17 protein-coding genes are annotated in these 20,520 nt (G+C 61.7%); 9 read left to right on the plus strand and 8 right to left on the minus strand.

The features are described 5' to 3' along the window. The first annotated feature begins 30 nt into the window (after positions 1-30). The 3 genes from C8J46_RS16040 to C8J46_RS16050 all read left to right on the plus strand — a co-directional run bounded on the left by C8J46_RS16040 (position 31) and on the right by C8J46_RS16050 (position 4,832). Positions 31-747 carry a FadR/GntR family transcriptional regulator gene (locus tag C8J46_RS16040; RefSeq protein ID WP_132741312.1) on the plus strand — a complete coding sequence of 239 codons (717 nt, stop codon included), beginning with the start codon at positions 31-33 and terminating at the stop codon, positions 745-747. Positions 748-970: 223 nt separating this feature from the next. Continuing rightward, positions 971-3,910: a TonB-dependent receptor gene (locus C8J46_RS16045; RefSeq protein WP_165886593.1), complete on the plus strand. Its 2,940-nt coding sequence runs from the start codon at positions 971-973 to the stop codon at positions 3,908-3,910. A gap of 136 nt (positions 3,911-4,046) precedes the next feature. Next, complete coding sequence (locus tag C8J46_RS16050; protein WP_132741316.1) at positions 4,047-4,832, plus strand: SDR family oxidoreductase; 786 nt, start codon at positions 4,047-4,049, stop codon at positions 4,830-4,832. Between the two features lie 267 nt (positions 4,833-5,099). On the opposite strand, the gene C8J46_RS16055 is transcribed toward C8J46_RS16050, so the two are convergent. The 5 genes from C8J46_RS16055 to mntR all read right to left on the minus strand — a co-directional run bounded on the left by C8J46_RS16055 (position 5,100) and on the right by mntR (position 12,004). After that, on the minus strand, positions 5,100-6,107 hold the full coding sequence (locus C8J46_RS16055) for an ABC transporter substrate-binding protein (RefSeq protein ID WP_132741318.1): 1,008 nt from the start codon (positions 6,105-6,107) through the stop codon (positions 5,100-5,102). 112 nt (positions 6,108-6,219) lie between these two features. After that, positions 6,220-8,205 (minus strand): TonB-dependent receptor, encoded by a 1,986-nt coding sequence (locus C8J46_RS16060; protein ID WP_132741320.1) that lies wholly within the window; start codon positions 8,203-8,205, stop codon positions 6,220-6,222. Positions 8,206-8,302: 97 nt separating this feature from the next. Continuing rightward, positions 8,303-9,211 carry a LysR family transcriptional regulator gene (locus C8J46_RS16065; RefSeq protein WP_132741322.1) on the minus strand — a complete coding sequence of 303 codons (909 nt, stop codon included), beginning with the start codon at positions 9,209-9,211 and terminating at the stop codon, positions 8,303-8,305. A gap of 92 nt (positions 9,212-9,303) precedes the next feature. Continuing rightward, positions 9,304-11,343, minus strand: a complete 2,040-nt coding sequence (locus C8J46_RS16070; RefSeq protein WP_165886594.1) for a TonB-dependent receptor — start codon at positions 11,341-11,343, stop codon at positions 9,304-9,306. A gap of 67 nt (positions 11,344-11,410) precedes the next feature. After that, the gene (gene mntR, locus C8J46_RS16075) at positions 11,411-12,004 is read right to left on the minus strand and encodes a manganese-binding transcriptional regulator MntR (RefSeq protein ID WP_243643446.1); all 594 of its coding nucleotides are present in this window, start codon (positions 12,002-12,004) and stop codon (positions 11,411-11,413) included. A gap of 476 nt (positions 12,005-12,480) precedes the next feature. Here mntR and C8J46_RS16080 point away from each other — a divergent pair, with 476 nt between their 5' ends. From C8J46_RS16080 to C8J46_RS16095, 4 genes are all read left to right on the plus strand, one after another. Continuing rightward, complete coding sequence (locus C8J46_RS16080) at positions 12,481-13,257, plus strand: hypothetical protein (protein ID WP_207894202.1); 777 nt, start codon at positions 12,481-12,483, stop codon at positions 13,255-13,257. A 108-nt stretch (positions 13,258-13,365) separates the two neighbouring features. Continuing rightward, positions 13,366-13,863: a TIR domain-containing protein gene (locus C8J46_RS16085; RefSeq protein WP_132741328.1), complete on the plus strand. Its 498-nt coding sequence runs from the start codon at positions 13,366-13,368 to the stop codon at positions 13,861-13,863. Between the two features lie 21 nt (positions 13,864-13,884). Beyond that, positions 13,885-15,339, plus strand: a complete 1,455-nt coding sequence (locus C8J46_RS16090; protein WP_132741330.1) for an SIR2 family protein — start codon at positions 13,885-13,887, stop codon at positions 15,337-15,339. 6 nt (positions 15,340-15,345) lie between these two features. Further along, positions 15,346-15,900, plus strand: coding sequence for a toll/interleukin-1 receptor domain-containing protein (locus C8J46_RS16095; protein ID WP_132741332.1), 555 nt, complete (start codon positions 15,346-15,348; stop codon positions 15,898-15,900). 232 nt (positions 15,901-16,132) lie between these two features. Here C8J46_RS16095 and C8J46_RS16100 read toward each other — a convergent pair whose 3' ends face one another. Beyond that, complete coding sequence (locus C8J46_RS16100) at positions 16,133-16,687, minus strand: toll/interleukin-1 receptor domain-containing protein (RefSeq protein ID WP_132741334.1); 555 nt, start codon at positions 16,685-16,687, stop codon at positions 16,133-16,135. A gap of 88 nt (positions 16,688-16,775) precedes the next feature. Continuing rightward, positions 16,776-18,017, minus strand: coding sequence for a toll/interleukin-1 receptor domain-containing protein (locus C8J46_RS16105; RefSeq protein ID WP_132741336.1), 1,242 nt, complete (start codon positions 18,015-18,017; stop codon positions 16,776-16,778). 349 nt (positions 18,018-18,366) lie between these two features. Here C8J46_RS16105 and C8J46_RS16110 point away from each other — a divergent pair, with 349 nt between their 5' ends. Continuing rightward, positions 18,367-18,900 carry a hypothetical protein gene (locus C8J46_RS16110; protein ID WP_132741338.1) on the plus strand — a complete coding sequence of 178 codons (534 nt, stop codon included), beginning with the start codon at positions 18,367-18,369 and terminating at the stop codon, positions 18,898-18,900. Positions 18,901-19,083: 183 nt separating this feature from the next. Then, a complete protein-coding gene (locus tag C8J46_RS16115) occupies positions 19,084-19,980 on the plus strand; it encodes a DMT family transporter (protein ID WP_132741340.1) in 897 nt (298 codons plus the stop codon). A gap of 132 nt (positions 19,981-20,112) precedes the next feature. Here C8J46_RS16115 and C8J46_RS21110 read toward each other — a convergent pair. Next, positions 20,113-20,520, minus strand: a 408-nt coding sequence (locus C8J46_RS21110) for a hypothetical protein (RefSeq protein WP_207894203.1), incomplete at its 5' end; no start/stop codon positions are given.

The following is a 20,520-nucleotide window of genomic DNA, read 5'->3' on the forward strand; positions in this document are numbered from 1 at the left end:
CGTCGGGATGTTCCTTGAAGGTGTACTGAAATGAGCAATCTGATCCTGGTGCCCGAAAAGAAGGAACGTCTCGGAGACAGGCTCTACGGCCAGATCCTGGAGCAGATCGCGTCCGGTACCCTTCGCCCCGGAGACAAGCTGCCCTCCGAGAACAAGCTGTGCGAGTTATTTAACGTGTCCAGGCCCGTTGTCAGGCAGGCACTCGTCCGCCTCCAGGCCGACGGTATGGTGCTGACGCGCAAGGGTCTCGGCACCGTCGTTCAGAACGCGCCTCCCGAAGGTCTCACGCGATTCTCACAGCCCAGCGACGTCGCTCACATGCTGCGTTGCTTGGAACTGCGCCTCGCCATCGAGGGGGAGGCTGCCGCGTGGGCTGCGACCCGTCACTCCCTGCCCGAACTGAAACGAATCGGACGCGCGCTAGAACTCTTGGAGCAGCAGATGCAAGATGGCGCGATCACCGCGTCGGCCGATTTCGCCTTTCATCAGGCCGTTGCCGCGGCGAGCGGCAACATCCTATTCGAGCAAGTCCTTCAGTCGCTCGACGACGCGATCCGCCGTGGCATGGTCATCGCGCTAGGACTGACGAAGGAGCGCAGCCCGGAGCGCGCAAGACGCGTCTTGGACGAGCACAGGGCGATTTACGACGCGATCGCACGCCACGACTCACAGGGCGCGAGCCTAGCGATGCGCTATCATCTCGACCGGGTCCGACAGCGCGTGACGGACGGATCACGAGACCAGTAAACGACTATTGACGCCAGCCACTTGTTAGCTCAGTTTACATGTGGCTTTGGGTCAACGGTCACATTTCGTCGGCGAGCGCGCCGACGAAATGAGCTCTACCCCTGCTGAACACCGCCTTGAAGAGGGCTCAGCCCTCTTCAAGGCGGTGTTCGCCGCACGTTTCCGAAAGGCCGTGCGCAACGAACGGATCGGCCAACGAAGCCGCACGATAGGGGAGAGATGCATGAACAAGAGTCTCGTAATCGCACTGCTCGCAAGCAGCGCCCTAGTTCCGCCTCTTGCGGAGGCGCAGACGTACCAAGCGCCAATCTCGCCGGCCGTTCAGCGCGATGACGCAACGGTGGCCGCCGGACCGTCGGCCGATGCGCCCCCCACAGCTGATGCATCGGCAGGGCAGCAGTCCGGACAGGACGATCCGGCCGCCACTGCGGTCGAGGACATCGTCGTCACCGGATCGCGTGTCGCGCGCGCCGGCTATTCGGCTCCGACCCCCGTGACGATGCTGTCCACCGACAGCTTGAATGCGAAGGCCCCTGGCACGTTGGCGGACGGGCTGAACCAGTTGCCCGTCTTCACCGGGTCAATCAGCAACGCACAGGATCGTGGCTCGAACGCCGGGCGGGTACGGACGGGAAACTACCTAAACCTGCGCTCCCTTGGCCCACAACGCGTTCTGATCCTTCAGGACGGGCTCCGCCTGCCGCCGACGGGCAACGCGGGCGGCACCGACGCCAACATGATACCGCAACTGCTAATCGAGCGGGTCGACGTCGTGACCGGTGGCGCGTCCGCCGCCTATGGCTCGGACGCGGTATCCGGCGTGGTCAACTTCGTGCTGGATAAGAAGTTCACTGGCCTGAAGCTGCTCGGCCAGGCCGGCATCTCGACGCGCGGCGACAGCGGATCGACGCGGATTGGCGCAGCCTTTGGTAAAAGCTTCCTGGACGACAAGCTTCATGTCATCGGCAGTGCCGAGCGATATCATTCGGATGGCATCGCACTGAAGTCGTCGCGCGCCGGTATCAACGAGAACTATGCGGTGATCGGTTCCGGCACTACGGCCGATCCCTTCAGGAACGTCGCCAACGTGCGGTTCTCCACGGTCGCCGATGGCGGCTACATCGTGGATGGACCGCTCCGGGGGCAGCAATTCCTCCCGAACGGTCGGGTAGGCCCCTTCAACGCCGGCACGCCCACGGGTCGCGCGGGTCTGGCGTTCGGTGGCGATGGGACGGTCTTCCCAGCGGATCGGAGTACGTTGAGCGCGGCAGCGACGACCGAGCAGTATCTGGGGCGGGTATCGTACGACCTGGGCAGCGACATCACCGCCTACGTCCAAGGAACGTACAACCGAGCGGTGAATTCGGACTCGCCGCAGCCGGTCACGCGCAACGGTGCGACCGCCAGCACGCGGATCTTTGCGGAGAACGCGTTCCTGAACCCGGCAGATCGCTCTCTGCTTGGAGCCACGCCCAGCTTCACGACGGGCCGTTTCCTCGCCGACTTCCCCTTCTATTCGGCGCGGCAGAAGACCCAGTCGGCGATCGGCACCGCGGGTTTGGACGGACGGTTCGGCAGCAGCAGCTTCAAATGGGACCTGAACTACACCTATGGCTGGACTCGCCTGGACTCGTCGGCACGCGATCTGAACCTGCCGCGGTACTACGCCGCGGTCGACGCCGTGCGAAATTCAGCAGGGCAGATCGCGTGCCGGATCACCGTCACCAATCCCGGCCTGCAGGACGGCTGCGTTCCGCTCAATATCCTCGGCGTCGGAAACGCGTCGCAAGCGGCGATGTCGTATGTGATGCAGCAGACGTTCTGGCGCGCGACCAACACCATGCACGACGCGCAGGGAAGCATTTCGGGAGAACCGTTTTCGACTTGGGCTGGTCCGGTATCGATAGTCGTCGGCGGAGAATACCGCCGTCAGACGCTGGATCAGGTCAGCAATAGCAACCCGGCGACGCCACCCGACTTCACCGGCATCCGGGGCGTGCCGACCAATGCCGGCGCATTCTCGTTCACCAACGTCCCGTTCGCCAAGGGCAGGTACACCATCAAGGAGGGTTTCGGCGAGATCGTCCTGCCGCTTGCGAAGGACTCCGTCATCGGCAAGTCACTCGATTTGAACGGCGCGTTCCGGTACACGGACTATTCCACATCCGGCTCGGTCCAGACATGGAAATTGGGCGGCACTTATGAACCGGGCGCAGGCCTCAAGGCGCGAGTGACCCTGTCGCGCGATATCAGGGCACCCACCCTCTACGAGCTGTTCGCCGGCCCTTCTTTGCGGGTCCAGAGCTACTCGGACAAGCTCACCAACCAGCTCGCCCAGTACAACGAGGTGAATCAAGGCAACCCCAACCTGACGCCGGAAATCGGGTCGACGCTGACTGCCGGCTTGGTCTTCCAGCCGACGTTCCTGCCTGGGTTCGCGATCTCGGCGGACTACTACCGCATCAGGATCAGGGACGCGATCGCCAGCCAGTATACGAGCGTCCAGGTGCTCGACCTTTGCGCCAACAGCAACTACGCCAGCCCGGTCTGCAGCCAAGTCGTCAGGCCACTCGGCCCGACCAACACCTCGGCCGCGAATTTCCCAAGTCGAGTCAACATATTCCAGACGAACGTTGCCAGTGTCCGCACCAAGGGGCTGGACGTGGAAGCGTCGTACCGGACGTCATTGTTCGGCGGCAGCCTTTCGAGCCGGCTGCTGACGACGAGGCTGTTTAGCTACACCTCGCAGAGCGTTGCCGGATCCGCCCCGCTCGAATACGCTGGCAACGCCGACTTCTCCGATACCGGGAACCAGCCCTTTCCAATGCCGAAATGGAGGGGCACGCTCGATCTGACCTATACAAACGGCGGCTTCACGATCAGTGGGCAAGAACGCTACATCGGCAGCTATAATCGTTCGAAGATCTTCGTGTACGACAAGAACAAGGTCGGTGCCGTCGCATATACCGATTTAAACCTAAGCTACGATATCAAGACAGCGTCCGGAACATTCCAGGTTTTCACAACGGTGAACAATCTATTCGACCGGGGATATCCGATCACCGGGATCGGATCGAATCCCGGTCTCGCCATCTCGACGTTCCGTTCGATCTACGACGTTACTGGCCGATACATAACAACTGGCGTCCGTATCCGCCTTTAGGCGTGATCTCCGGCGACGGCTATCGCCTTCGCCGGAGCATTTTCGAACGGACTGCGGAACCGATACTACTCGGAATCCGATCTAAATTGACCTGCGGCGCCAAGATGACCAGGCGTCACCGCTGGAGACCAACAGCATGTCATCTCTTTTAAGTTTCGCCACTGTCCGTGCGATCTATCCTAGCCTTTCGGGCAAGCGAGTTCTCGTCACGGGGGGCGGTTCCGGTATCGGCGAAGGTCTCGTGGAAGCCTTCGTCGCTCAGGGATGTCGCGTCGCTTTCGTCGACATCGCGGACGATGCCAGCAAGGCCCTGGTCTCCCGCCTGAGTTCCGACGCGGCGTATGTCCCTCTCTACCTTCACTGCGACCTCAGCGATCTGGCCAATTTGAAGACGGCGATCACGGACCTTGCCGAATCCCTTGGGGGGATCGACATCCTCATCAACAACGCCGGCAACGACGATCGACACGCGCTTGAGGACGTGACGCCCGAGTATTGGGACCAGCGCCTGAACGTCAATCTTCGCCATCAGTTCTTTGCAGCCCAAGCTGCTGCTCCGTCGATGAAGCGTGCCGGCGGTGGCGTCATCCTAAATTTTGGATCGATAAGTTGGCACTTGGGCTTGCCCGAGCTCGTCCTTTACCAAACATGTAAGGCCGCCATCGAAGGCCTTACTCGTGGCTTGGCGCGTGATCTCGGAAGCGATAACATTCGAGTGAACACGATCGTACCGGGCAACGTTCAGACTCCCCGTCAAGAGCTATGGTATACGCCCGAGGGTGAGGCAGCGATCGTTTCTGCACAGTGCTTAAAAAACAGGGTGCAACCAGCCGATGTTGCGGCGTTAGTTCTATTTCTCGCGTCGGACGATGCGAAAATGTGCACTGGTCATGACTACTTTGTCGATGCGGGGTGGCGATAAAGCACCAGAAAAGGTTGGGGTTTCATCACAACCTGATAATCAATCCGTATCAGACCTTACCCGATTACGTTCGAGTTCAGTAATTCAGAACGCAGGCGGCAGCTAAACAGCAGTTTATCCTATTTCCTTGATGTAGCGGTGACCCAGTTGCGGTCATTCGCGTGCGCTTTCTTGCTCCCCAAATTGGGACTTTCGTTCAGGTTGCCAAAGTACAGATTTTGCTTGCGAGTTTGCTAGTGTGCCTCGCTGAGTAGGGACTCCGCTATGCTAACCCGCCTGTAACGCCCTCAACGTTTCCTCCGCGCTCCTCGAAAGCGCATTGATCCCGGCGCCGACGATGTACCACGTCTTAGGATCGAGATAGATCACCCGCCCGGCCTTCCACGCGCTAGTGGCAGCAACAGCAGCATTCGCCGCGAGTTTTTCGGTAATCGTGCTGGGTTCGCCACCGGTAGCAGCGTTGCGGTCGATAACGAAAATCCAAGTGGGATTGGTGGCAAGTGCTGTTGCTAACGCCTTCTGCTGAGTATCTCGTAGGGCACTCGCCTCAGGCGAGCCCATTGCGGGGCGTACATCGCGTGCCGAGGCCGATGGTGACCGCTTTACCGCTGGGATGGCGGAACGGATACCGATGAAATCATAAGCATGGCCAAACCGATCGCCCGGTGCCTGAACCGTTACACTCTCTCCCGCCCCGAACAGAAGCAGACCAGTTCCGGCCTTGCCTGCCTGTGCGTGCAATCTCCCGACCAGCGCCGCGAACGCGGCGGTCCGGCGATCAGCGCGCCGCTCGACGTGGAAGATCCGACCGAGCGTTCGCGTGTTGGCGATAGTCAGCGCGGCAAGATCCGTAGACGACGACGACATATCGATCGTCGGCGCGATGCCGGTGAGCGCGTCATAGGCCTTGGACGAGCGGCCCCCAATCACAATCAGATCGGGCCGCAGCTCCGTCAAAGCCGGAATGTCCGGGTCGAACACCGTGCCGACATTACGATATTTTGCATCGGCATACTGAGCCAGATGCGCCGGAAATTTGCTCTTGCCCTCTGCGCCTTGGGGAACCCCGGCAACCGCTTCCACGCCGAGCGCGCGCAGAATGTCGAGGGACGCGAGATCGAAGACCGCGGCCTTGGTAGGCGCGGCGTGAAGCACGATCTCGCCTTTGGCGTGCGGCACGACCACGTCCTTCGCGGACGCTGATCCAGTTGCCAACGTCGCACCCAGCAGGCCGACAACAAGCGTTTTCGTCAGCAACGTATAGCTACTCAACATGCGTCGATCTCTTCCTTAATGCTGTTGCCGTCGGCCTACCAATGTCCCTTCAGTAAGCTCTGCTACCGGGACGAAATCTGGGTAACCGTCAGAGCCAAAGTGTAGCCCAAAGCTAGAACCGCGTGCCGATCCCCAGCCAAATCCGTGCTGGATCGATGACGTACCCGAACCGGTCATAGCTCAAGCGCTTGTCCAGTACGTTCTGCATGCCGCCATGCAGCGTGAACCGAGGCGAGACCTTGTACGATGCGCCGATATCGACGGTCGTGTAGGACGGTGCGACGGTCGCGTTGCCGCTAATCTGCGCCTCGGTGATTGCCTCTTCGCCACGGAATATGCCGCGGATATAGCCGCTCAATCGAGTTGTCGGCTTCCAGTTTAGCGAGGCGCTCGCCTGCTGCTTGGGCGTATCGTTCAACGCCGCACCGATATTGGCACCACTCAGCTGCTCGGAGTCCGTGAGCGTACCGGTCGCATTGACCCTTAGCGTAGAGGTCAGCGGCACGTCGATCGTCGCCTCGATTCCGCGGACCTTTGCCTTGTCGACGTTGACATAGGTGGTCGGTGGCCGCCCGATCGAGCTTAGCGGCTCGCCGCTGCACCACGCCGCAGCTACGACACAGGTCACCCGCGTGATCTTGTCGTCGAACCGCGTGTCGTAGGCGGTCAGGCTGGCCTGGAACGTGCCGCCGTCGAACAACAATCCGGCCTCGATCGTCCGCGAAGTCTCCGCCTCCAGATCGGGGTTGCCGTAGATCGTACCGCCGCGGCTCGACTGGCCCCAGTCCGGCAGCGTCTGGCGCAGGTTCGGCGCGCGAAAGCCTTGTGAATAACCGCCCTTCAGCGTGAAGGCCCGGTCGATGTTCCACACGGCATAGACCCGCGGCGTCCAGTTCGTGCCATATTGCTGGTCGTCGTCCATCCGCAGGCCGCCGGTCAGCCGGAGTCCGGTCAGCACCGTCAGCTCGTTTTCGGCGAACACGGCCACCTGCCGTCGGCTTGCGCCGTCGCGCGTTGATCCCGCAAGGAGGTTGCCGACCGTGTCCGTCAGATCCTCGTTGCGGTAATAGGCACCGACGCTCAAGGCGTTGGCGGGCAGCGGCACCATCCAGATTGACTGCGCGATCGTGTTCTTGATCCGTTTGCCGTCCTGCAGGCTCTTCGCATCCTCAAGCTGCAGATAGCTTTCCGACGTTGCGAAGCCCCAGCGCCCGGAATGACTGATCGAGCCGACATAGCGCCGTTGTGCCTGAACGTTTTCCATACCGGTCGGCACCGTCGCGCTGGTCGCGACCGTCTTGCCCGCTGTTGCGGTCACGGTCTGTCGGTAATACCCCAGTTCGGCGAGAAAGCTGTGGTCGGGCCCTGCGTTCCATCCGAGCTTCCCCGCCAGACTCTCGTCCCGGCGCTCTGGCGTGCCGCCAATGACGCTGTCCTCGCCGCGTCGGGTCGCAGCCCCCTGAACCTGGATACCGACCGAGCCGGCGATCGGACCGGACAGGTAGAAGTTGCCGTCGGCTACGTTGCCGTAATCGGAGCCCAGTTGCATCGTGCCGTTGACCCGAGCGCTGCCGCGCCATGTCTTGGCGATGCGCCGCGTGATGATGTTGACGACACCGCCCATCGCGTCCGACCCGTACAGGGAGGACATCGGTCCGCGTACCACCTCGATCCGCTCGATCGCCTCGAGCGGCGGCAATTGCCCGCCCTCCGATATGTTGCCGCCGTTGGTTCGCGTTTCGCGGCTCGACAAGCGCTTACCGTCTACGAGGATCAGCGTATATTGGGGCGCCATGCCGCGGATCGATATGTCGCGACTATTGCCCTCGCCCGGCGTAACGGTAACGCCCGGGATCTCCAGCAAGGCATCGGTCACTTCGCGATAGGGCAGGCGGTCCAGATCCTCGCGAGTCAGCACGCTGATCGATGCCGGTGCGTCCTTGACCTGTTGCTCGCGACCGCCCGAAGCGGTCACGACGATCTCATCGGCACGGGTCGTCTGGCCTTGCGAATCCGGCGCTGGGTCCGACGCAAGCGCGGATGTGGAGCAAGCGAGCGCGATGAGCGCCGCCGAGGAGCGGTTTAAGATGATCGGCATGAAGGTTCCCGTTTGCTGCTTGCTATTGCAAGTCGTTCGCAACTCTATGCGTTGGGATACAATAAGGGGCCAGACCCCAAATCCGAATAAGCCATATTCAGCTTGCGGATGCACAATACCGGGTCAGCATGTCCGCCAGCCAGATCACCGCACGGTCACGCACACTGCGGTCATGCCACAGCAACCGATAATCGAGATTGTCGATGGCAACGGGTGCGGGCCTGGTTGCCAGGCCATAGCTGGCGGCGAACCGCATGGCCGCGCGTGTCGGCAGCGTCATCAGCACGTCGCTGCCCGCGATAAGTGACGGTGCAGCATGAAAATACGGAAGCCGCACGGTGACGCGGCGCTCGCCGCTGCGCGCGCCCAGCCGGACCTCGACCCCGTCTACCGCGAGGTCGCTGACTACGATGCCGACATGCGGCCATGCGAAGAACGCATCCAGCGTCAGCGCATCGTCCGACGTGGCAAGATCATGCCCTGCCCGCATGATGCAGGTATAGGTATCGGTAAACAGCGATCGACCGCGCACCGCGGGATGGTCGGACCCCAGTCCGGAAATGATGAGGTCGATCTCTCCCGACGCCATCTTCTGCATCATGTCCGCGCTGAACGGGACGATATCGACCGTCAGCAACGGAGCACCGATCGTGATGGCCTCCAGTGCTGGCGCGATGACTGTGAGCACGCCGTAATCCGTCGATGCGATCCGAAAGCAACGATCGAGTGCAGCAGGATCGAATGTAGGCGAATGAAGCAGTGCGGAGGTCGATGCTAGCCATTGTTCGACAGGAGCGACCAGCTCGTCAGCCCGGTGCGTCCGCTGCATCCCGCCGTTGGTTCGCACCAGGAGTGGATCCCCGAGGATCTGTCGTAGCTCGGCGAGCGAGCGGCTGATCGTGGGCTGGCTCAGTCCAAGCCTGCGTGCCGTCCCGGTTACGCTCTTCGTCTGCAGCAGCACGGCCAGCGTGGCGAGCAGATTAAGATCGATATGCCCAGGAAGGATACGGTGCTCGCTTTATACCAATAACTAATGCGAGGCGCTATCAACAGCTGACGGCTTTTGCAACTCGAGCAGTGTCACGCGAACGCACAGTTTCAGAGTAGCACCGTCGCGCCAATCCGTACCATCCTGGGTTCGACGGCGCGGCTGTGGATATCTTCGATACCTTCGACCGGCTCGCCTGGCAGACGGGACCCATAGAAATAATCCGCGTCGGCGCGCGCGGTGTCGAAGACGTTGAGCAGCTCCGCGGACATTTCTATGCGACCGAACCGGCGTGTCGCGCGCAGGTTGACGACAGTGGTGGCGGGGGATCGAACACTGTTGTCTTCCACCAACGAGCGGCGCCCCAGATAACGCACGCGCAATGCCGCGTCGAAGCGGTTGAACATCGTCGCCAAGCCGAATTCACCCGCTTGCTCCAGGGCGTTGGGAATGCGGTCTGCTCCCGGCGCATCTACGAACCGCGCGTGATTGGTGGCGTAGACTGCGTCGATCGCCAGCCAGCGCACGGGCTTGAGGTAGGCGGTAATTTCGTAGCCACGGCGTCGGCTCGGGCCGGTCGGACTGACCGTGCCGTCGTCGCCCGAATAAACCAGTTCGCTCGATGCCCGACTCCACCACCGATCGATCGACAGGACGAGGGGACCACGCTCGAACTTTGTGCCCATCTCGTATCCGGTCGCACGCGCAAGCGCTGGTGTCGCATCAGTCGGGGCGGTCACACCGCGAACCGCATTGGAATGGAAGCCCTGCCCAAAATTCGCATAGACCGCCCATCCACGCGCGACTTGGGCGCTGGCGCCGGCTTTCGGTGTGGCGATGGTATCGCTTACCGCACCGCTAAACCCGTTGCCGGCGCGGGCCGTGGTTCGGAACCGAAAATGGTCGATCCGCGCGCCAGCGAGCAGGCTAATCCGATCTCCAGGCTTCCAATTGGCTTCGATATGCCCGCCGAGCGATGTCTCGGCTGCGTCGACTAGACTGGTTGTCCCGATCCGCTCACCGAATCGCGTATGATACAGACCGAGGCCATCGATCCGGTCGGTCTGGCCGTCGGCGCCGATCGTCAGCTTCAGTTGATCGCCGAGATCGAATCGTCGGGTAATCCGACCGCCAAAAGTCCAGCGGTTTTCGGCCTGTTCCAGTTCGTCACCGCGGACCGGATCGTTCAAGAAGAATGTGAAGTTGGATAACAGGTCGAACCGGTAATGCTGCACATAGGCCGTCACCGTCAGCCGGTCACCGGCCAAACCCAGAGTAAAGATCTCCCGGTTCGTGCTGCCGCGCAGGAACGGATCCAGCGTGCCGAATCTGTCGGGGATGTGGTTACCGATGGCGCGGACAGGTATCTGCTCGGTTGGTTGCCAGCGCGCATCGTACAGCGACAAGCTCGCACGCAGCGTGCCCATTCCGGTTTCGATCGTATATTTGCCGAACGCACCGACGTGGCGCAGCCGTTCAGGCAACTCCCAACGGCCATCGCTTGCCTTCACTTCGGTCGCGAGCAACAGCGTCCCCGGACCTGCGTCAAGCGAACCGCCAACCGCAAGCCGACGGTATCCGTAACTGCCGGCCGTCACTGACGCGAACGCATGCTCGAACCGATCGAGCGTGTCGAGCGATGCGGCTGCGACGAACGAGAAGTCGCCATCGGCGGCCCTATAGGGTCCTTTGCGATAGGCGATGCGATCGACCGTCTCCGGGATCAGACCGTTCAGATCCAGATAGCCGTGACCGTGCGCGTGGCTGCGCAGATTGTACGGCATTCCATCTACCGCGATGCTTAAATCGGTACCGTGATCTAGGTTGTAGCCACGGATGAGATACTGCGCGGCCTTGCCGCCCCCCGAATGCTGGACGGCGATCATCCCGGGCACGGCTTCGGCCAGCTCGCTAGTGCGCAATAGCGGGCGGCTGCGCAGTTCTCCACCCGAAACGACGCCCTCGCTTGCGGACTGGGCCGTACCGATGCGGTGCTCGCTGCGGCCGGTCACGACGATATCGGGATAACTTCGGTCGGGGATCGGCGTCCCGGATGTCGTTTGCGCAACTTGCCCCGGTTCCGGTTCCGCCCCCTGTCTCTGCTCCGCTGCAACAGGCGCAGTGGCCATCATCAAGGCGGTCACGATCATCATCCATCCAGTTTACCAAGGCTTTGATGTTTAGCCTTGGCTAAGTTGCGGATGATTGGCAAGGCATCTACCGTTCCGCGGACAAGGTCCTGGTGTATCGGATGAACGCGGCAAGCGTCTCCTGACTTACATGATGCTCAATGCCTTCCGCATCAGCGTCCGCGGCAGACTCGCTTACGCCCAGCGCGCGGAGGAAATCATGGACTATGCGGTGACGATCCCGCGACATTGCCGCTACCTGCGCGCCGTGCTCCGTCAAAAAGATCGAGCGATAGGGCAGGCTTTCGACAAGCCCCTCTCGTTGTAGCCGCTGAACCACCTTTGCGGCAGTCCCCTGGCTAACGCCAAGATGCTCAGCGAGATCGGTCAGCCGCGCCTCCCCTATCATGGCAATCAGGTCGCCGATCAGTTCAACGTAATCCTCTGCGACCTCGGTCCTTTGAGCCTCCCGCATTCTCTTGAAAGCGGCCGCGCGACGCGACGAATCCGGTAAGGTCTTTGGCGTGGCGTTCGGTAGAATTGTCATGCGCTTATGGTCCTCGCCGTGAACCTTACCGCATGGGCCGAGCGTTCGCACCGTTGAACAAAAGGGAAATTTGTTGATGGTTGAAACTCTGAGCCAAGCCGTTCTGGCATCTGCGGCGCTTTCAGCGGCCTTCACGGCTTGCTTAGCAGTTTGGGTGCGTCGCACCGCAAGCTAGATTTCGATCCCGTCGGTCCAGACCCAATCATGGACGCTCAGCGCCCATTTTGTGCTTCCCAACTGCAGACATTCGTTCATCGGGTTGGGTTCACCCTGGAGGACCGATGCAGAGGCGAAAACTGGGACATTGCCGACGTTCGCTTCCTATATGTCAAATGGCAGCTCTTGCTAAGAGGCCGACATTCGGCGTGCGTTCGACCGTTGTTACAGGAGTAAAGAAATTGGGTCGCTGCCCGGACTGCCGTTGTTGTTCGTGAGGGTATAAAGGTGGCCACGCACCTGCAGCCTCGGGGAGCGTGTCCTAATCGCCGCTACCGAATGGAACGAAAATCGGGCCTGACGGCTGGACCCGCCAGTCGTGATAGCGCAGGCTGACGGAACTGGAGCGGGTCGGCGATCAGCAACCTAACGCCGCCATCTTCCGAGGACCTTACATGTTCCGTGGTTTCGAACTCTCCGTGCCCGATAACTCCTTCCACGAATACAAGGATGTAGGCGGTTCGCTTCACCAGGAGAATAAACGCCTGGTGGACGGTCGCCTGAGTCAGTTTCGCGGTCACTCGGGCGATCTGCTCTCCAAGAAAATGACTGCCGCCTGGTTTCCCGAGATCGACGCGCAGGTCTTCATCTCGCATGCACACAAGGACAGCGAGCTCGCGCTCGGTCTATCCGGACATCTCCACAGGCGTTTCGGCCTCACGTCGTTCGTTGACTCGGCCGTCTGGGGCTATGCGAACGATCTGCTCAAAGTCCTGGACGATGAGTTCTGCTACAACGATGAGGCGCGAACCTACAACTACCAGAAGCGGAACCGTTCGACGTCGCATGTCCACATGATGCTCTCGGTCGCGCTGTCTCGGATGATCGACCGTTGCGAGTGCATCATCTTCATCAACACCCCGCATTCTATATCCTCGCGCGACTACATCCAGGGAAGCACGACGGACTCGCCGTGGATCTATTCCGAGATCGCCATGACCCGCCTGATCGAGAAGCGTTCGCCCGAAGCACACAGACGCACCAGGACGACCGCCGCCACCGAGAGCTACGATGCGGAACTCAAGGTGCGCTACGACGTGGACCTCGATCACTTGAGCGAAATAGATGGCCAGACCTACAACAACTGGCTGGGTCAAACGAAGGGCATCACCGGTCTGGCTGCACTTACTCGACTCTACGACTTGGTGCCGCCAACGAAACCTAGGAACTGATCGGAAACTGAAGCCAAACTTGCGATCAGAATCGAAACGTCAGACGCCGTGGCAAAAAGATCGGGTCTTCGAACACATCAGTCTTCGAGCAATCACTAGGGGAATAACGTGGCACGTCGGGTATTCTTCAGCTTCCACTTCGACCAGGATTACTGGCGGACGCAGCAGATCAGGAACATGGGCGCACTCGAGGGCCAACCCCTCTGCACGCCTAATGCCTGGGAGGAGGTCAAGCGCAAGGGTAAGGCATCCATCGAGAAATGGATCGCCGACAACATGTACGGGAAGAGCTGCGTGGTCGTCCTGGTTGGGGCGCAGACCGCAAGCCGCCCCTGGGTGATACACGAGATCATCAAGGCCTGGGACGATAGGAGGGGAGTTCTGGGGATCCGGATCGACAGGCTGCTCGATCGCCACAGTCAGACGTCGGTAGCCGGCGCCAACCCCTTCGACGCGATCACCATCGGCGGCACCAACCGCAAGCTGTCGTCCGTCGCGCCGCTGATCACCCCAAGCGGCAGCGACAGCAGGGCAGTCTACGCCTCGATCTCGAACGGGATAGAGCAGTGGATCGAGAACGCGATCACCATCCGGGGTCGTAACTGAACGTCTGAGAGAGGCAACGAGATGGCCGGTGCAGCGACGACTAAGCGATTCCTGAAGGACTATCCCGAAGCCCTCATCTCTGGAGGTGGCGCCGTGTTCGTCGGCGCCGGCGTGTCCATGGGCGCCGGGTATCCCTCGTGGGCCTCCCTCCTTACCGAGGTCGGCGAGGAACTGGGCGTGAAGTCCGGCGAGCTCCACGACCTGGCCGCGCTTGCACAGTGGAGCATCCAGGAGAACGGATCCGCGACCCGCGTCAGGAACGTCATCAAGGAGCAGATCGGGGTGGAGCGCCCCGTGCCGGCGACCCTAGAGGTCATCGCCCGCCTGCCGGTCAAGTTCATCTGGACCACGAACTACGACACGCTGGTCGAACGCGCGTTCGGCGGCGTCAACCGGCCGCTGGACACCGTGTCCGGCGCCGCCGATCTCGCCCTACGCGCGAAGCCGGGGGCGACCCGCCTCTTTAAGATGCATGGCTCGGTCGAGCGGCTGGACGACGTCGTCATCTCGACCGACGACTACGAACTCTATCGATCTAAGCGTGGCGCCTTCCTGCCCTTGCTGCAAGCGCACCTCTCCAGCATGTCGATGCTCTTCCTTGGCATCAGCTTCACCGATCTGAACATCCGGCACGTCCTGTCGCTGATCCGGGAGAGCTTCACGTCGGCGCCGCCCGAACACTTCGCCATCGTACGCCCGCCGCAGCGCGACGACTACGACACGGACGCCGAATTCGAGGCGCGGAGCACCCAGCACAAGCACTGGAGCCGCGACCTGAAGCGCTACGGACTGCTGGTGGTCGAGATCGACGACTATTCCGAGGTGCCCGACCTCCTGCGGCAGGTCGAACGGCGGGTGGCCGCGCGGCGGGTTTGGGTGAGCGGCAGCTGGCCGCCCGAGGTCGGGGACGGGCTGGCGAAGGCCTATGGCATCGCCCATGCCATCGGCCGGCTGGTGGGTGATCGCGACCGCGACCTGGTCAGCGGAGCGGGGCTCGTCGTCGGGTCGGCCTCCGTCGCGGGGTTCCTCGACGCGCTCCGATGCGGCGGCGGTTGGGACCTCGAGCGGCGCCTGGTCGCCCGCCCATTTCCCCAGCCGATCGCCGGAGGCATGCCCGACGAGGACCAGTGGGTGGCCCTGCGGGCCGAACTGGCCAGGATCGCCGGCATCGTCGTCTTCGTCGGAGGTGTGAAGATCGATCCGGCCACCGGCTCCCCCATGGTCGCGGGTGGCGTGCTCGACGAGTTCGAAGCCGCCAAGGCCGCCGACTGCTTCATGATCCCCATCGCTTCCACAGGCGGCGCGGCCGCCCGGATCTCCGAACTCCTCACCGGGTCCGCAGTGGAGACGTCCGGGCGGGACGCGATGCGCCCGACGGACGATGAGCTCGGGGAGCTCGCACGGGCCGACATAACGGTAGAGGAGGTCGTCAAGCTGGTGGTCGCCATCCTGGCCCGCATCGACAAGCGGATCTGATCCAGCATGGCGCTGTATGCCTCGCGGGACGATCTGCGGCGCTTCGCGCGGGAGGTCGGTGCGGAGCGGGCCGCCAACCTTCGACACACGGCGGGATCCCGGTCGCCATCCGGCTCCACCTTCCTCTCACACTCGAGCAAGGACGACGATCTGGTGGCCGGAGCGATCCTCGTCCTCGAAAATCACGGGACCAAGGTGTACGTCGACGAGATCGACCCGGAGATGCCGCCCTACACAAATGCGAATACGGCCGCCCTACTGAAAACGCGCATCCGCGACACGAGCCGCTTCGTCCTTCTCGCGAGCAAGAACAGCAAGGAGAGCAAGTGGGTCCCCTGGGAGCTCGGCATCGCGGATGGCATGAAACCTCGGACCAGCATCGCGCTCTTTCCCGCTTCGGACTCAAACTACGATCAGTCCTGGGCGTCCTCGGAATATCTCGGCCTCTACGACCGGATCGCGTATGGCGAACTGGCGGGACATCAGGGAAATGTCTGGATGGTGCTCGACGAGAAGACGAACACCGCCACCGAATTGAGCAAGTGGCTCAGAGGCCATTAGTTGTCGAATTCGGACGGAAAATAGCCGCTCGAGGCTTGGAACGGCGCGTTGTCGCGCGACAAGAGGCACGCTTCTCGCGGATGCGGAGAGCTTGACGAACTAGCCGACCATCGCGTCCAGGCGGCGCCGCCCAGCGCCGTTCCTCGACCGTTGAGCGTTTACCCAATCAATAAGAAGTCGCCGGTTTGCGGTTGACGCAGCGACATGGGTGCGGGGGCAGACGGGCTCGCTGCTACTTACGGACGCCAAATGCCGATTGGAGCATCTTCAGCTCAAACTCCCGTTCCTCGCGTACTCTGCGCGGCTCGTGCTTGTAGGTCGCGAGGTCCAGGATACGGTAGAGCGAAAGATATTCCTGTCCCGGGTAGCCCTCGTCGCCGTCCACGACCGGTAGAACGAAGACTTGTTGGTCGGGGTGCTGCAAGGCGTCGAAGTAGCCGAGCTCCCACGGGCACCAGCGCGAAAGCGTCGCGGATGGCGAGTGGGCGTAGAAAAGCGTGTCGCATCTGCGCATCTGGTCCCGCAGCCGCGCTGCGGTTTTGCCGTCCACCGCCTCACGGTCGAGGTCGCCGTCGTCGATCCAGTCGACGTAGACTGACAGTTTCCTCTGCATGATGAGCTTGCGGGTACCAACGATCAGGTCGCGGTCGCGGAAGGAGTGAGAAAGGAAGATGTCGTAGCGATCGGACCTTTCGCTGGCCACCGCCTCCAGGAGTTCTTTGTCCGATTTGGAGGTGCGGACCCTTTCCGCACTGGCCGCCGCGCGCACCTGATTTATGGTCAGCATTGACGCGCCTATCCTGCATAGAAGGCCGCTTCTGGATCAAGCCGGAACGGCCGCAAGGCAGTATAGCTTGTGGCGAGTTGCGACGAAATCAAAGGTCACTAACGAAGCGCAGGAGCTCGTCCCCGAGGATGAACGCCGGCGGCCAATAGTCGTCCTCCGCGCTGTACTCCATTGCCCTGATGATGTCGGCAGAGACGAGGTATGCTGCAGCCGGATTGAACCTGCGAGGCGGCCACCCGAGCGCGGTTGCCACTTCGGTCGCGTCCGCCTGGTCGGCCTCGAGGTTCAGCAGCGCGACCGCTAGGTTCTGGGCGTCCTTGCTCGGATCCCAGTCCTTGAATTGAGCATCGAACGTCACGAAGAGATCGGGCTTCGGATGAAGGTCGACGTGGCCGCCGTAATAGTCCTGACGTTCTAGCAGTCCGGACCCGGCGAGGTCGAGCACCCCCACCCTCACCGAATTAAGCGGCATGCCCGTGTTGGTGACTAAGTCCGCGAGCGTCGTCTGGGGATCGAATAGCCCCCCGTGCTGGCTGTTTTCTACGAACCATTTGGCTACGGCCTGCGCGGGGACGGACCATCCGTTTGTGGTGTCGAAGCTCTGGACGTGCTTTGGTTCGTCCCCGAGTGGTGGCTTGGATCGGACGCCGAGGATGTCGTCGGCCAGTTCATCGATGCCTGCCTCCCCCTCGCCGAGCGAAGGAGTCTTGCGGGTCCGCATAAAGGGCGAAAGGGAGGCCAACTCGAGCTCGTGGCGGACGCCAAGGAAACGTGCGGACCCTTCGACGGCGCGCATCAGCCCCGCGTCGATCTCCTCCGCTACCCAAGGCCTTGTGATCGACTTAGGCGTCAGCAGCACGAGGAAGTGCGTGCAGTCGCCCAACCCCTCTTCCATGCGTTGTCGTAGGCTGTCACCTATTCCGATCTCCCAGTCATCGAACCAAACCTCAATGCCGCGGGCGCGCAGACCCTCCGCGATGGGCTTGGCGATCGACTTATCCTCGGTCGCGTGAGCGAGGTAGACCAGCCGCGTCCCCGCCGCAGGCTCGGTAATTTTCCTCACTTCTCCATTCCTCAGTCCCAAGCGGCCCTCTAGCATTCGGGCGAACGCCGGCGACGCGTCCGCATGGATCGAAAGGCGATCGGACCCGACCCGTCGCACCATGACTGCGGCGTGCTTCCCGGTCTCCGGATCGACGATGGCGGCCGCCTTGCCATGCATGTCTTCGATAATTGCGGACATCGCCAACTCTATTGCATCGTCTTTCAGCCCATCAAAGAACTGCCGCGACGGGACCGTTCGCCCGTTGCGCTGAAAGGTCATCGTCATCCCGCCACTACAAAGGCAATTGCAGTATGCGTCAACTGCACATCAGGCTTACGCGATCTAAACGGCGGTTTCCGGCAAAAGCTGATGTTTAAATGAATGATGCGGAACGTCATCAACTGGTCGATGCCGGCCTCGGCCAGCGCCCGAGCAGCCTGACCCAGTTGCGGGGGCTCGAACCGGCCTAGCTCCGTCTCACAAGCGGACGCCGGTTCATCAGAACACAGCCCGTATTTCGTTTGGTTGTTCGTACGCGAATGACAGTCGCCTGACCTTCGCGACGGGTTTACTAAAAATGAATACCCCACCTGCAACACGCCTCGACTACGAGGACCCAAAGCGAAAGCGTGACATGGCCAATTACAAGCTGATCTACACGCTTCTGAAGACGACGGAGTGGGGCGGCGGCGCGGTGCTGGACGCGAAGATCGGGGCCTGCGCGGTACACACCCTTCCGGACCGCCTCGCATACGCCAACGACCGGTTATACGGGCACTTTCCAATCAAAGCCGCCTCGCGATGCCTTCCGGCGGACTTTCACGCCAGGAGACAGCCCTTCAAGCAGCCGAATTGCTGGGACCCTCTCGCCCCAACCGATGTTGAATCTCGGGACCCTGCTACATTCAAGGCATGGGTTCCTTCCCACATGAGCTATCATTACATCCTGCTCAAGCCGATCTCGGAAGACACGCTGTTTGACGTGGAGCTCGCGGTCCACAGCCGGCTCGAGGAGGCCGGCCGCTCCGTATCTGATCGCGCCAGCTCGGATGGGACCGCGTTTGGCCGCTGCCGCGAGCTATTCCGGGCAAACTATCTAGATCTGAAGCAGGTATTTGAGACGGTGCGTGCCGAGTACAGCGAAATTTGCCTCGCAGGCGAAGCTTGACAAAAGGAACGTGGCAGTCATCCTGCGCCTCACAACCAGCCTCCATGACCAGCTACCATCTGGTTCGGCAACCCCGACCCAGTTGCGGCCATTCGCAGCCCGTTTCTGGCTCTACGATAGCGGACGTTGGTTCATCGGGCACCGCCTATGGCCAAAAGGCGCGAAATACCGCAACGACACGGCATGAACCGTCTCGCCTTTCTTGCTCTCACTCTGGCGGGACTGGCCTGGGGGCTTGGCTTTCCGCTCGGCAAATTAGCACTGCGCGAACTCGACCCGGCGCATATGGTGCTGCTCCGCTTCATCGTTGCCAGCATCGTCGCTGGTCCATTCGCCTTTGCCACGACGGAGGCTCGAGCGCTGTTCCGTTCGCTGCCGGTGCTGCTGGCGGGCGCGCTTTACGGATTGGCCTTTGTGATCCAGTTCGAGGGGCTGGCCGGGGTCACCGTCACTCTTGCTGCCCTGCTGGTCGGAGCGATGCCTGCGCTGATAGCAATCTCGGCGTATCTGATCGGCGAACGTGTCACACGCGCCTCATGGATCGGCGTCGTCGCAGCGACTGGTGGCGCGGCTTTGATTGCCGGCAAGCCGGGCGGTGCCGGCACTGCGATCGGCATCGCACTCTCGTTGGCATCGCTACTGATCTTCCTGGCTTGGCTGCTGGCGCTGAAGCGCGTGCCAGTGACGCGATCAGCGATGGCTGTCCCTGCCGTCACATTGATTGTCGCGACGCTCACCGTGCTGCCGATCGCTCTGCTGCTCCATGGTGCGCCCCCGCTCGCGCTGAGTGCGGTCGCTTGGAGCGGGATCATCGGGCAGGGTCTCCTCTCCACCTTCCTTGCCACGGCCGCCTGGCAGTATGGCGCAGCCCGCGTCGATAGCGCCAGTGCAGGCGTGTTCATAAACATCGAGCCGTTGATCGGTGCCACTCTCGGCATCGGCCTTTTTGGTGATCCGGTGGGATGGCCAGTCCTTCTCGGCGGAATGCTGATTGTGCTCGGCAGCATTGTCGTCGTTCGCGGCGAGCGCCCCAGTGCCAGTCACGCAGCAGACGCTACGCATGGTCTGTCAATGGACTAGGTCCTGTGTCCCAGATGCGGACGTCGCCAACCCCTTCCCAGCTTCCCAACTTTGGCCGCTCGTTCATCTTCGCGTTACGACCGCTTTTGGCGCCTGACCCTGCGAATTCGAATGTCCCGACTGGGCGATAGTTTAAGAAGCAGACTGTCCAAGTCCGAGTTTTGTGCCCGGTGAGCTACGGACGGCTTTTGCAGGAGGCTCGGGCACGGGATGAGCGGTGACGCTGCGTCGAACCGTAGGTGCCAATCCGGATTCCTCATTCCAAAGAACCAGGATTGTAGCGATCGGTGCGGCGGTGAGGATCAGCAGGAAAAGGCCCATCAGCCATTCGTTGGGCTGTAGCGGCTGCGAGAAGCTACCGCTGGGCTGCATCGACGGGCTAGGTCGCATCGGTCGCCTGCCGGCTTTCCTGGGGTGAAACGGGCGGTCCGCGGTCGCTCGGTGGGCAGACGGCCTGATCTGCGACCGATCATAGGCGGCGCGTGCTTCCTTCTTCCCCAAAACGGAATACGCCTCGTTGATCTCTTTCGCACGAGCAGA

Source organism: Sphingomonas sp. PP-F2F-A104-K0414 (genome assembly GCF_004340945.1).
Classification (GTDB): Bacteria; Pseudomonadota; Alphaproteobacteria; order Sphingomonadales; family Sphingomonadaceae; genus Sphingomonas.

Excerpts from the sequence above, each read along its gene's own strand:
- C8J46_RS16040 (WP_132741312.1), top strand. The coding sequence starts at position 31 with ATGAGCAATCTGATCCTGGTGCCCGAAAAGAAGGAACGTCTCGGAGAC.
- C8J46_RS16045 (WP_165886593.1), top strand. The coding sequence starts at position 971 with ATGAACAAGAGTCTCGTAATCGCACTGCTCGCAAGCAGCGCCCTAGTT.
- C8J46_RS16050 (WP_132741316.1), top strand. The coding sequence starts at position 4,047 with ATGTCATCTCTTTTAAGTTTCGCCACTGTCCGTGCGATCTATCCTAGC.
- C8J46_RS16055 (WP_132741318.1), bottom strand. The coding sequence starts at position 6,107 with ATGTTGAGTAGCTATACGTTGCTGACGAAAACGCTTGTTGTCGGCCTG.
- C8J46_RS16060 (WP_132741320.1), bottom strand. The coding sequence starts at position 8,205 with ATGCCGATCATCTTAAACCGCTCCTCGGCGGCGCTCATCGCGCTCGCT.
- C8J46_RS16070 (WP_165886594.1), bottom strand. The coding sequence starts at position 11,343 with ATGATCGTGACCGCCTTGATGATGGCCACTGCGCCTGTTGCAGCGGAG.
- C8J46_RS16080 (WP_207894202.1), top strand. The coding sequence starts at position 12,481 with ATGTTCCGTGGTTTCGAACTCTCCGTGCCCGATAACTCCTTCCACGAA.
- C8J46_RS16090 (WP_132741330.1), top strand. The coding sequence starts at position 13,885 with ATGGCCGGTGCAGCGACGACTAAGCGATTCCTGAAGGACTATCCCGAA.
- C8J46_RS16095 (WP_132741332.1), top strand. The coding sequence starts at position 15,346 with ATGGCGCTGTATGCCTCGCGGGACGATCTGCGGCGCTTCGCGCGGGAG.
- C8J46_RS16100 (WP_132741334.1), bottom strand. The coding sequence starts at position 16,687 with ATGCTGACCATAAATCAGGTGCGCGCGGCGGCCAGTGCGGAAAGGGTC.
- C8J46_RS16105 (WP_132741336.1), bottom strand. The coding sequence starts at position 18,017 with ATGACGATGACCTTTCAGCGCAACGGGCGAACGGTCCCGTCGCGGCAG.
- C8J46_RS16110 (WP_132741338.1), top strand. The coding sequence starts at position 18,367 with ATGGCCAATTACAAGCTGATCTACACGCTTCTGAAGACGACGGAGTGG.
- C8J46_RS16115 (WP_132741340.1), top strand. The coding sequence starts at position 19,084 with ATGAACCGTCTCGCCTTTCTTGCTCTCACTCTGGCGGGACTGGCCTGG.